7 protein-coding genes and 1 tRNA gene are annotated in these 11,852 nt (G+C 70.4%); 4 read left to right on the top strand and 4 right to left on the bottom strand.

The window, feature by feature from the left end; genetic code table 11:
• Positions 1-1,027: 1,027 nt before the first annotated feature.
• From ABT295_RS09315 to ABT295_RS09305, 3 genes are all read left to right on the top strand, one after another.
• Entirely contained in the window at positions 1,028-2,551 is a 1,524-nt protein-coding gene (locus ABT295_RS09315) for a peptidoglycan DD-metalloendopeptidase family protein (RefSeq protein WP_352394076.1), read from the top strand.
• Between the two features lie 97 nt (positions 2,552-2,648).
• On the top strand, positions 2,649-4,397 hold the full coding sequence (gene lnt, locus ABT295_RS09310; RefSeq protein ID WP_352394075.1) for an apolipoprotein N-acyltransferase: 1,749 nt from the start codon (positions 2,649-2,651) through the stop codon (positions 4,395-4,397).
• A gap of 14 nt (positions 4,398-4,411) precedes the next feature.
• Positions 4,412-5,962 (top strand): class I SAM-dependent methyltransferase, encoded by a 1,551-nt coding sequence (locus tag ABT295_RS09305; RefSeq protein ID WP_352394074.1) that lies wholly within the window; start codon positions 4,412-4,414, stop codon positions 5,960-5,962.
• A 464-nt stretch (positions 5,963-6,426) separates the two neighbouring features.
• Here ABT295_RS09305 and ABT295_RS09300 read toward each other — a convergent pair whose 3' ends face one another.
• The 3 genes from ABT295_RS09300 to ABT295_RS09290 form a co-directional block, all read right to left on the bottom strand.
• Positions 6,427-8,736 carry a heavy metal translocating P-type ATPase gene (locus ABT295_RS09300; RefSeq protein ID WP_352394709.1) on the bottom strand — a complete coding sequence of 770 codons (2,310 nt, stop codon included), beginning with the start codon at positions 8,734-8,736 and terminating at the stop codon, positions 6,427-6,429.
• 230 nt (positions 8,737-8,966) lie between these two features.
• Positions 8,967-9,185, bottom strand: coding sequence for a heavy-metal-associated domain-containing protein (locus ABT295_RS09295; protein WP_352394073.1), 219 nt, complete (start codon positions 9,183-9,185; stop codon positions 8,967-8,969).
• Positions 9,186-9,342: 157 nt separating this feature from the next.
• Complete coding sequence (locus tag ABT295_RS09290) at positions 9,343-9,657, bottom strand: metal-sensitive transcriptional regulator (protein WP_352394708.1); 315 nt, start codon at positions 9,655-9,657, stop codon at positions 9,343-9,345.
• A 691-nt stretch (positions 9,658-10,348) separates the two neighbouring features.
• Between ABT295_RS09290 and ABT295_RS09285 the strand changes: the two genes are divergently transcribed.
• Positions 10,349-10,438, top strand: a tRNA-Thr gene (locus ABT295_RS09285).
• A 204-nt stretch (positions 10,439-10,642) separates the two neighbouring features.
• Here the strand turns inward: ABT295_RS09285 and ABT295_RS09280 are convergent.
• Positions 10,643-11,824, bottom strand: a complete 1,182-nt coding sequence (locus ABT295_RS09280; protein WP_352394072.1) for a zinc-dependent alcohol dehydrogenase — start codon at positions 11,822-11,824, stop codon at positions 10,643-10,645.
• Positions 11,825-11,852 lie beyond the last annotated feature (28 nt).

Genomic DNA, 11,852 nt, shown 5'->3' with positions numbered 1-11,852 from the left:
CAACCACCACGTCTCAACCCAGTCAGGCGAGGGGCACGGACCCGAGCAGTCTCGTTGCCGCGGCGCTCGGATTCGTCCTGACCGGACTTGCCTTCGTGATGTACGAGCTGCGGCAGCGCCGTGCCGTTCGCCGCAGCATCGACGGGTCGGCGGCATCGAGCGATATCGAGGACTCGGGTGTCGGCTGAGGCGGCCGGCTCGCTGCGGGGTGGGGCGGGCTCGGGAGGGGCTGGCGCGACACTGCTCCAGCGCCGGGCGCTGTAACGGACACTCAACCGAGGCCGCCACCGAGGCCGCAACCAGAACCCGCCGAGTAAGCACGTCACCACCGTGCCTGATCGGCGCCCACACGTCACCGGGGGATGCTCATGGCCGTGTCTGATCAGCGCCACCGTACGGCTTCCTTGGTCAGGCGAGCGGCGGCCATCGCGGGGTTGCTTTTAGTCGTGACGGTGGTCGCGGTCTTGGTGGTGCTCCCAGCCCCGCAGCCCCCCAAGGCGCCTTCGACGAACGATCCGTCGAAGGAGGAGCCCCCCGCGGCGGCAGAAGTGCAACTGGTCCACGATGCCTTGCACGACATCGCTGCTCGGTGTCCGCCCGAAGTCTCACCCGATGACCCAGCGAGCGTCAGACGAGATGCCGAAACGATCCTGTCCTTCGCTCGACGACACCCCCGGACCGTCTTCCCGATTGACGACGAGAGGGGTACAACGCTCTCGCTGTTGCTCGTGACACGCCAAGCTCTTGCTACTTGCGCACCACGGGTCGCGGAGATGGTCAACGATCAACTACCACTGGAGTACCGCAGTGACAGGAAGTGACAGTTCCCGGCTTCCCGAAGCGGGCGCGTCCCCGCCTCACCACCCGGGGCCGACCGAGGCGTCGTCCACGCCGAAGAGGCAGCCGCGGCGCGGCCCGAGGACTGACCCGATGTGTCGCGTCCGCACGAGAGTGGTTGGCGACATCTTCATCGAATCTTCAGGATTCTCACCGGTCACTCTAGTCACGCGCCCGGTACAAGATAAGCATGATCCCCCCTCAGGCCCGCGTGCTACCCGCTTCCAGATCGGTTGGCGCGCCGTCGCATCGCGCGCGCCGAGCGGCGTGCGTCGCGCTGCTTCTGGTGGCGACAACAGCCTTAGGCGGCCCGGCGGGTGCAGACAGCATCGAGGACCAGAAACGGGACACCGACCGGGACGTGGCTAGGCTGCAACAGGGGCTGCGGGACACGGGGGTAGATCTGGCCGCCGCCTATTCCGCGCTGAGGAGCACCGAGGCCCGCCTGGGCCGAGCCCAACAACAGGTGACGCGGGCCCAGACGGTCCTGGGCGTCTCCATCGAGGCCGCCCGTTCCGCCCTGGACGTGCAAAAGCGCGCCCAGGAGGCGGAGCGAGGGGCCAAGGCGCGCTACGAGGACGTCACGCAGAGACTCGCGGAGGCCGTCGCCCGGCAGCAGCGAGCCACCGAGAAACGATCCCTGGACGCGGGACGGCTGGCCGCGTCGCAGGACGCCCTCGACGCGTACGCGGCGGAGGTCTTCCAGTCGGCTGAGCCATCGCGGCAGCTGAGCCTCCTGTTGGGTCTGTCCTCACCCCAGAGCGTGCCCGAGCGAACCGCGATGGCCGACATCGCGGGCCAGATCGGCGCTGATGCCATCGATCAGGTGAGCGCCGCCGTCAGCGAAGGCAGATCAGCGCAGGCGTACCTGTCTGCCGTTGCGGGTGAGGTCCGGTCCCTACGGGGTCAGGCTGGACGCTCGTGGCGGCAGTCGCAGGACGCCACCCGAACCGCCGTGTTCGCGGCCACGCAAGCGGAGACGGCGAGGCGGAACGCAACGACGGCACGCGTCAACGCCGCGGCCGCCCAGACCTCCTTGGAAGGGCTGCGCTCGACCCAGACACGCCAGACGCGGGAGCTGGCCGTCCGCAAGGCGCAGGAGGAGCGGCAGCTGGCCGCCAAGCAGGCCGATGCGCGTCGTCTGGGAGCGGTCCTCGCCGAACGCGCCCGCCTCGCCCGCATCGCCGAACAACGACGCCAGGTCGCTCTCGCGGCCGCCCGCGCCGAGAAAATCCGCGCCGAGAAGGCCAAAGAGGCCGCTGCCCGCAGACAGGGCAAGACGTATCGACCCTCGATCCCGCCCGTCCCCTCCACCGGCGGGGGCGCGCTGACGCGACCCGTCGAGGGCACCGTCACCTCCCCCTTCGGCATGCGGTGGCACCCGGTGCTGCAGCGGTGGATGCTCCACGACGGGCTCGACATCGCCGCAGCCTGCGGGACGCCGGTCTACGCGGCTGCGGACGGCCAGATCGTCCAGGCGGGCTGGAACTCCAGCGGCTGGGGAAACCAGGTCCTCGTCGACCACGGCATCCGCCGGGGCGTCGATCTGGTCACCAGCTACAACCACCTCTCTCGGATCGCGCGATTCACCGGGCCCGTCCGCCGCGGTCAGCTCATCGGGTATGTTGGGACGACGGGCTTCTCGACGGGTTGCCACCTGCACTTCGGCACCTACGAGGACGGGCGTCCCGTGAACCCGGGGTCGTGGCTCTGATGGAGCGTGCTTCGCGGGTCGAAGACCTCGGGCCTCCCAGGGACGGCGGGCGCAGGCGCACCCTCCCGGCAACCATGCCTCGTCTCCATCGCCGTTCATGATCGCCACGAAGACCGGACCCCGTACCGCCCGTACCGCCCCTACGGGCCGGGAGGCCGCGCGTCGCGTCCGCTTCCACGGATCGTGGTGGTCTGCGTCGTTCGCGCGTCGCGCGCTGCTGGCGCTGCTGGCCGGCGTCCTCCTGTTCACCGCCTTCCCGACGCTCCACGTGTGGGCGGCCGCGCCGCTGTCAACTGCGGCGCTTGCTCTGGCGCTGACCGGGACCGGCCTACGGCAGGGACTGGCCTTGGGCCTGGTAGCCGGAGTCGCGTTCTTCCTGCCGAGCCTGTACTGGTCCGGGATCTATGTCGGGGCGCTGCCGTGGGTGGCGCTGGCCCTGCTGGAAGCGCTCTTCCTGGCTCTCGGGGGCGCGCTCTACGGGTGGTTGAGCCGTGCCGGGACGGTCCGGCCGGTCGCTTTCGCGCTCGCGTGGGTCATGACCGAGGGGCTGCGGGCGCGGGTTCCCTACGGCGGGTTCCCGTGGCTGAAGGTGGCGTTCAGCCAGGCCGATTCGCCGTTCGGCCGGCTCGTCGCCGTCGGCGGGACCCCGTTCGTGGCGTTCGTGGTTGCGCTGGCCGGGGCGATGCTCGCCCGGTGTGTCCAGCACGTGTTGAGCCTCCACCGGAGATCGGACGCCGAGCACCGCGCCGCGGTGAGGCGGGCTCTGGTGGCGGTGGTCGCCGTCACGGGGCTGTCGCTGTCAGGGTTCCTGGTGGCCCTTCCCGTCGACGGCCCGGCCGCGCAGGTGCTCGGCGTCCAGGGCAACGTCCCGCGGCCGGGCCTCGACTTCAACGCCGAGCGGCGGGCGGTCCTGGACAACCATGTCGAGGCGACGCTGCGTGCCCAGCAGGACGTCGCGGCCGGCCGACAGCCCAGACCCGATCTGGTGGTGTGGCCGGAGAACGCCTCGGACATCGACCCGCTCCGCAACGCGGACGCACGCTCGCTGATCGAGCGGACGGTCACCGCGGTCGGGGTCCCGCTGATCGTGGGCGGGCTGCTCGAGGAGCCGGCCGGCCGGCTCTCCAACGTCTCACTGCTCTTCGAACCGGGCCGCGGAAACACGGCGCGGTACGTCAAGCAGCACCCCGTCCCGTTCGCGGAGTACATCCCCAACCGGGCCTTCTGGCGCCGCCTCAGCAACCAGGTCGACCTGGTCCGCCGCGACATCGTGGCCGGCGACCGGACGGGCGTGTTCACTGCCTCGACAGCGGCCGGTGCGCAGGTCCGCGCGGGCCTGGCCATCTGCTTCGAAGTGGCCTACGACGCGCTAACGCGTGGGGCGATCGAGCAGGGCGCCAACCTCCTCGTGGTGCAGACCAACAACGCCACCTTCGGTTTCACCGCCGAGTCAGCGCAGCAGCTGGCGATCAGCCGCATCCGCGCCATGGAGTTCGGACGCTCTGTCGTCCACGTCTCGACGGTGGGCCAGAGCGCCCTCATCCGCCCAGACGGGACCGCCACCGATACCACCGCCTTGTTCACCCAGCGCGCGATCCAGGGCGCCCTGCCGCTCCGGGAACAGCCGACCTTGGCCACGCGCCTCGGGGACCTTCCAGAGTGGTCGGCGATGCTGACGCTCCTGATGCTCGTGCTCCATGCTCTGAGGTCGCGGGCCAGACAGCGGCAGGCACCGGGCCAGCTCATCGGCGTGGCGACCGCGCCTGCCGGTGGGGCGACGGGGCCCGGGTCACGTGCTGCGGGCCTCAGCTCCGATCCGACGCCGTCACGGATGGACCGGCCGTGATGACCGGCCTACCCATGACCTGGGAGGTCCTCGCCCCGGAGATTCTCGTCCCGGAGATCCTCAGTCTGGCCGGGGAAGCGAGCGACCTCGTCGTGCGTAGCGATGTCATGGCCGTTGTGGTGGTCGCCGCATCGGCAGGCGCCTGGCTGTTCGCCGGATGGCTGCGGATGCGTGCGGCGGCGCCCCAGGCCTCGCACACGCGGTGCGTGCTCGCCGGCGCCGACCTGCTCATGACACCACCCCTGGGAGCACGGGCCCGGGTCAAGCTGCTAACGACGGTCTCCGACGAGCTGGCCGCGGCGGCCACCGCCGTTGCGCTCGCCCTGCTCGTGCCGGCCTCCGTGGCCGCTGTGGTGTATCTCGTTCTTGCTGGACACCCGCCAGACGGCGCGGCTCGTCCTTTCCTCGGGGCGGCTGCGGCCGCGGCCGTGGCTGGGCTGTCGTTCTCGGCGTGGCGTGTGGCGCGGGTCCCGGGCCGCAAGGGATGGCTGGCGGTTCGTGGCCCTCACATGACCGGGGCCGCCGTCGTCGGCGAGCTCACGCTGGCCGCAACGACGACAGCGACCGCCTGGGCGCTGACCCATACCGAGGGCACCACCGCGAGCCTGTTAGAGATCGGCCTGGCGTGCGTGTTGGCTCGGGGCCTGACCCTGACCCGGGTCCCGCGCGGGGGTGTCCTTCTCGCTGACGTGGTGTTCCTCGCCGCGCTGCTGAGGGTGGGACTGTCGGCCGGCGCCGCGGTGGCGACGGTCGCGATCTGGCGGTCGGGGGTGGGCCTGGCGTGGCTGGTAGCGGTCGCGGGCCGCCGGACGCGTTCGCTTCTGGATGTGCCGGTGAGCCTGCCCAGCGAGCCGACGGGCTCACCTGTGGGGGAGTGGCTCCACCGAACGGCCTTCCAGGTCATCGCCGCTCTCCCGCCCCGCCTGGCACGCCGCACACGGGCAGGGGTCTTCCAAGCGCTGTTCTCGCTGGCCGAAGACCCGTGGCGCTACGACGGGCTTGCCTACGAAAGGCACAAACGACAGGTGCTGGTGGACTGGATCGTGCCCACCATGGTCGACCCGGAAACCAACGCCGGGAGCTCACTGCGGGTTGACCGGCGGCCCCTCGTCGAGCTGGGCTGCGCCGATGGCCACAACCTGCAAGCATTCTCCGACCGGTACCCGGACCGGGACATCATCGGCCTCGACATCAGCGGCGTGGCGGCGGCCGCAGCCGGCAGGCGGACCGCCCATCAGGGCAACGTGACGGTGCTCACAAGCGACGCGCGCGGTGCGGCGACGGCACTTCGGGCGGCGGGCGTGACGTCGATCAGAGTCCTCGTCGTCGCCGAGATGCTCTACTACCTCGGAGGCCCGGACCAGGTGCGGGCGGAACTAAGAGAACTGGCGCCAATGCTGAGACCCTCAGGCATGCTCGTTCTCGTGCATGGAGTCAGCGACGCCGAACGGCTCCATGGGGCGGCCGTGGAAGCCTTGGGCTGCGCGACCGTCGACCGGGTCGTCATCGATGACCAACACCGCCCGTTCGTCGTGCAGACGGCCAAGGCCTCAATTGCTCGGTGATCGTGCTCGGTGATCGCCAGGCAAGGGGGATGACACGTCGCTCGTGCTGCGGCGGAAGGCGTGAGCCGGTCTCACGCACGCATGCCCGGTACGCCCCGCCGCACGACCCGGTACAGCACGGGGCCGGCTCAGCCGGATCTTTTAATACTCGCGGCCGGAAAGCGCACGGCAGAGAGAAGTCCCGACCAGGATGAGCACTCAGCGACGCCAAGAGAGACGGGTTGTCCGTCGCGTGGTCAACCAACGGGGCGGCGGGCCCGTCATGCGAGAGACAGTCCCGCCGCCCGCGGCGGCACAGGCAGGGAAGCAGTGCCGCCGCCGAGAACGGGCGACATTCCCGTCCGTCGCCTCAGGCGTTGGTTGCGTGTACCACGGTGACTCAAAGACCCTCTAGGAACGATGAGGATTCGATGAAGATCCTGTGTCGCTGATGTGGCCCGCCTGCCCGCCGGCCCCCACCCCGCTCAGTGCCGGGTGGGGTCGAACCGTCGCAGGCGCAGGCTGTTCGAGACGACGAAGACGGAGCTGAACGCCATCGCGGCTCCGGCGATGAGGGGGTTCAGCAGGCCGACGGCCGCGAGGGGGAGCGCGGCGACGTTGTACGCGAAGGCCCAGAACAGGTTGCCCTTGATGGTGCCCAGCGTCGCTCGAGAGAGTCGGATCGCGTCCGCCGCCGCACGCAGATCCCCGGTGACCAAGGTCAGATCGGAGGCCTCGATCGCGACGTCGGTGCCGGTGCCCATCGACAGGCCCAGGTCGGCCTGCGCGAGCGCTGCCGCGTCGTTGACCCCGTCGCCGACCATGGCCACGACGGCCCCGTCACGCTGCAGGTTGACCACGACGTCGACCTTGTCCTGGGGGAGGACCTCGGCGATTACGTCGGCTGCGTCGATCCCGACCACGGCCGCCACGCCAGCTGCGGCTGTGGCGTTGTCGCCGGTGAGCAGGACGGGGCGCAGCCCGAGCGCCTTGAGCTCCGTGATCGCGGCCGCCGAGGAGTCCTTGACCTGGTCGGCCACGACGATGACGGCGGTGACCTGCCCGTCCCAGCCGACCCAGATCGGGCTCTGGCCGAGCTGTTCCGCTGCGGCCGCGGCTGCCACGAGCTTGTCCGGGGCGGTCATCGCCCAGTCCGTCTCGAGCCAGGTGCGTCGGCCGGCGACGGCTGCGTGGCCGTCGACGACACCGGAGACGCCCTGGCCGCCGGCGTTCACAAACGACTCGACCTCGACGAGTGCCGCCCCCGACTGCTTGGCGTGCGCGGCGATGGCGCGGGCGATCGGGTGCTCGGAGGCGTCCTCGAGCGAGCCCGCCACGTGCAGCGCCTCGGTGGTGTCCGTCGCGTCCGCGGTGTGGATGGCGACGACGCCCATGTGGCCGGTGGTGACGGTTCCGGTCTTGTCGAGCACGACGGTGTCGACGCGACGGGTGGACTCGAGCACCTGCGGGCCCTTGATGAGGATGCCGAGCTGGGCGCCCCGACCGGTCCCGACAAGCAGGGCTGTCGGGGTGGCGAGCCCGAGCGCGCATGGGCAGGCGATGATGAGGACGGCGACGGCGGCGGTGAACGACGCGGTCGCGGAGTGCCCGGTGAGCAGCCACGCGGCGAGAGTGAGCAGGGACAGGCCGATGACGATGGGGACGAAGACGGCAGAGACCCGGTCGGCGAGGCGCTGCACCTGAGCCTTGCCGTTCTGGGCGTCCTCGACGAGACGGGCCATCTGGGCGAGCTGGGTGTCGGTGCCGACGCGGGTCGCGCGGACCACCAGGCGCCCTCCGGCGTTGACGGTGGCCCCGACGACGGGATCGTCGGGTCCGACCTCGACGGGCGCTGACTCGCCGGTCAGCATGGACGCGTCGACCGCGGACGTGCCGGAGACGACCACGCCATCGGTGGCGATCTTCTCGCCCGGGCGGACCACGAACTGGTCTCCGACGACGAGCTGGGAAACCGGGATCCGGGTCTCGACGGGTTCGGCCGATTCGACTGCCGAGGCGGTCGTTCGGTCCGAGAGGGCCGGCCGGGCTGACGGGGCGCGCAGGACGGCGACGTCCTTGGCCCCCATGTCGAGCAAGGCGCGCAGGGCGGCTCCTGAGGTGCGTTTGGCGCGTGCCTCGAAGTACCGCCCGGCGAGGATGAACGTGGTGACGGCGGCGGCGACCTCGAGGTAGATGTGTGCGGCGCTGTCCGTGCCGCTGGCGCTGCTGGGGAGCAGTTCGAACGGCATCCGCATGCCGGTCATGCCGGCGTGGGTGAACAGCAGCGCCCACAGGGACCACAGGAAGGCGGCGCTGACGCCGACGGAGATGAGGGTGTCCATGGTCGCGGCGCCGTGGCGGGCGTTGGTGAACGCGGCCCGGTGGAAGGGCAGCGCGCCCCAGACTACGACGGGGGCGGTCAGGGTGAGGGAGATCCACTGCCAGTTGTCGAACTGCAGCGCCGGGATCATCGACATGGCCACGACTGGGACGGTCAGCAGCCCGGAGACGGTCAGGCGGGTGCGCCATGCCGTGGCCTCCGCCTCGCGCGGGTCGACGGCGTCAGCCGTATTGGCGTTCGCGCCGTCGGCTGAGGCGGTGCTGGGGGCGGGGTCGGGGGCGGGCAGGTCCGCTGTGTAGCCGGTTGCGGCCACGGTGGCGATGAGGTCGTCGGTGCTGACATCGCCGGGAAAGGAGATCTTGGCCCTCTCGGTGGCGTAGTTGACGGTGGCCTGCACGCCGTCGAGCTTGTTGAGCTTCTTCTCGATGCGGGCCGCGCAGCTGGCGCAGGTCATGCCGCCGATGAGGAGCTCGACCTCGCTGTGCCGAGGCAGGTCGAGGGTGCCTGTCGCGATGGCGCGGCGCTGGTCGGGCTTCGCGAGGGTGGCGTCGCGGGTGCGATCGGTCGGCATGGTCTTCCTTTCGTGGGCGTAGCGGCGTCTGCGACGGCGGCCCGGAGCGCGAGTCGGCGGGTACCGCGTCGCGAGGACCCAGGGCCCGGGGCCGCCGTGCAGACGGTCTTCGCTCAGGCGAGCTGGTAGTTGCCGGCCTCGTCTAGGGCGGCGCGGACCTGCTCGGCGGTCAGCTCCTCGGCGGCGGTGACACGCACCGTAGACGTTCCGCCGACGACGAGGTCCACGGCCACGTCGGTGACGCCCGGGATCTCGGTGATCTCAGAGGTCACAGCGCTGACGCAGTGGCCACACGTCATGCCGGTCACCGAGAAGGTCTGAGTCTCGCTCATGGGGGTTCTCCTTTGTCCTTGATGCGATGTTTCTTCGGGTGGGTTTCTTCTGGATGGAAGCAGTTGCGTGGTGTGTGCCGGAGGGGTCGGGCACGCGCGCCGGGGTGACGACTGAGGCGGTGGACGGCCCGTGGAGGGCAGAGGTGGTGGCTGGACGTCAGGAGCGGACGAGTCGAGCGATCGCGGTGGACGCTTCGTCGAGCTTCTCGTTGAAGTCCGCGCGGGGGTCGCTGGCGGCTTGGACCAGGCAGTGTTTGAGGTGGTCCTGCAGCAGTCCGAGTGCGACGGCCTCGAGTGCCTTTGTCGCTGCCGAGACCTGCGTGAGGATGTCGATGCAGTAGGTGTCGCTCTCGACCATGCGGTGCAGCCCGCGGACCTGCCCTTCAATGCGGCGAAGCCGCTTGAGCTGGTTGTCCTTCTGGTGGATGTAGCCCGGCTCGGCGTGCACGCCCTGACTGGGTGAGCCGGTCATGGACGGGTTCGCGAGGGGCGCGTCGGCGGCCGTCGCGCTTGTGCCGGGCGAGGCGCCTTGGCGGCGGGTGGTTCCGTTCATGGCCTTCTCCTTCATCGTTCCTCACCCTACAACTGGTACCCCCTATGGGTATATTCCGCGTGGCGCGGGCCGGGTTGGGGTGAATCGCCCCGGCAGGGCCACCGTCTACGTTCAGGCCTCCACGCGCCCGGTGAAGTCAGAGGAGTGGACCACTGCCAGCGGCTCCACCCCAAGCCTTCACCACGACGCCGACCGGTGATATCTCAGGGGTCCCTGCCAGCCACCGTCTAGCACCGAACCGACTCTCCGGCCTTCCCATTAGGTGATGTCGGCGACCCAGAGCCGGTCCGGGGCGGCCGTGTCTCCCGGCATGACTCCAACCTTCCCAAGGTTTGAAGCCTCCCGACATCCCGGGGCGGTTCACTTCGGCTTCGACGTCGTTGGTGGAACCATGTCTGGCTTGGCTATCGGGCCATGGGCTCCACCTGAAGGGTTGTTGGCAGGCCCTCCCTCCATGGCGGGTGGGCTCGGAACGCGGCGCGGCTGGAGCGGGGAGCTCGCCACGCCAGGTCGGTTGCGTGCGGCTCCGCCCACCGCTAGCGGGAGGCGGACCGACAACCTAATCGCACGCTAATCGCACGTTGGCATCCTCGTGAAAGTCTTCGGCGACGTTTGCGCACTTCAGGTCGGCAATGCTGTAAGCGAAGCCCTATGTCTTGTAAACAGGCGGTTAGGGGTTCGAGTCCCCTCGCCAGCTCCATCCCTCGCTGCCCGGGCTGCCGTCCGCCCTGCGACGGCCGCGTCGAGGCCGATGCAGCTGGCGCCGCCTCGGCGCTGTATTGGCGATGCAGGTGGTGCTGCAGATGGTGCTGCACCGGGTGGGGTGATCACCCCGCCTGGCGCAGCACCATCTGCAGGTTCATCGGCAGCGTGCCAACTCGGCACGCTGCCCGTCCTGCGCCGCTCAGGGCTTGAGCACGACCTTGAGGCAGCCGTCCTGCTTCTCCTGGAAGACCTTGTAGAGCTCCGGCGCCTCCTCGAGCGAGGCGTGGTGCGTGGCGAGCCCGTCGAGGCCGAGCACGTCGTCGTCGGCGCTCACGATGTCGAGCAGCTCGTCGCTCCAGCGCCGCACGTGGCACTGGCCCATCCGCACGGTCAGGCCCTTGTCGAAGAGCTCCATCATCGGCATCGGGTCGGCCATGCCGCCGTAGACGCCGCTGATCGAGAGCGTGCCGCCGCGACGCACGGCCGCCACGGCGGTGTGCAGGGCGGCGAGCCGGTCGATGCCGAAGCGCTCGATGGCGCCCTTGGCGATCGGCTTCGGCAGGCGGCTCGCGGCGCCGATCACCTTCTCCGACACCGGGTTCCCGTGCGCCTCCATGCCGACGGCGTCGATGACGGCGTCCGGGCCACGGCCGTCGGTGAGGTCCATGAGTGCCTGGGCCACGTCGGTCGAGCGGGCGTCGACGACCTCAGCGCCGTGGGCGCGGGCGAGCTCGAGCCGGTCGGGCACGAGGTCGACGCCGATGACCCGACCGACGCCCCGGTGCAGCGCCGACCGCACGGCGAGCTGGCCGACCGGGCCGAGCCCCAGCACGGCGAGGGTGTCGTTGCCGTTGACGTCGGCGTAGTCCACCGCCTGCCACGCGGTGGGCAGGATGTCGGAGAGGTAGAGGTAGCGCTCGTCGGGCAGGTCGCGGCCCACGACGATGGGGCCGAAGTCGGCGTGCGGCACGCGCACGAGCTCGGCCTGCCCGCCCGGCACCGACCCGTAGAGGCTCGTGTAGCCGAAGAGGCTCGCGCCCTTGCCCTGGGCCGAGTTCTGCGTCGTCTCGCACTGGGCGAAGAGGCCGCGCTCGCACATCCAGCAGCGGCCGCACGAGATGTTGAAGGGCACGACGACCCGGTCGCCGACGGCGAGCGTCGCCACGCCCGGGCCGACGGCCTCGACGATGCCCATGAACTCGTGCCCGAGCACGTCGCCCGGCGTGAGGTAGGGCGCGAGCACCCGGTAGAGGTGCAGGTCCGAGCCGCAGATGGCCGTCGACGTCACGCGGACGATCGCGTCGGTCGGGTTGACGATGACGGGGTCGGGTACGTCGGTGACGCGGACGTCCTCGATGCCGTGCCAGGTGAGAGCTCTCATGCCGGTGCCCCTACCCACGCCCCGTTCG

Origin of the sequence: Terrabacter sp. NPDC000476, assembly GCF_040300125.1 — a bacterium.
In the GTDB taxonomy this organism is placed as follows: domain Bacteria; phylum Actinomycetota; class Actinomycetes; order Actinomycetales; family Dermatophilaceae; genus Terrabacter.
This window is presented reverse-complemented; position numbering and strand designations above follow the sequence as displayed.

Bases quoted from the DNA above. Each gene is read 5' to 3' on its own strand.
- ABT295_RS09315 (WP_352394076.1), top strand. From the start codon at position 1,028: ATGATCCCCCCTCAGGCCCGCGTGCTACCCGCTTCCAGATCGGTTGGC.
- lnt (WP_352394075.1), top strand. From the start codon at position 2,649: ATGATCGCCACGAAGACCGGACCCCGTACCGCCCGTACCGCCCCTACG.
- ABT295_RS09305 (WP_352394074.1), top strand. From the start codon at position 4,412: ATGACCTGGGAGGTCCTCGCCCCGGAGATTCTCGTCCCGGAGATCCTC.
- ABT295_RS09300 (WP_352394709.1), bottom strand. From the start codon at position 8,736: ATGACCTGCGCCAGCTGCGCGGCCCGCATCGAGAAGAAGCTCAACAAG.
- ABT295_RS09295 (WP_352394073.1), bottom strand. From the start codon at position 9,185: ATGAGCGAGACTCAGACCTTCTCGGTGACCGGCATGACGTGTGGCCAC.
- ABT295_RS09290 (WP_352394708.1), bottom strand. From the start codon at position 9,657: ATGACCGGCTCACCCAGTCAGGGCGTGCACGCCGAGCCGGGCTACATC.
- ABT295_RS09280 (WP_352394072.1), bottom strand. From the start codon at position 11,824: ATGAGAGCTCTCACCTGGCACGGCATCGAGGACGTCCGCGTCACCGAC.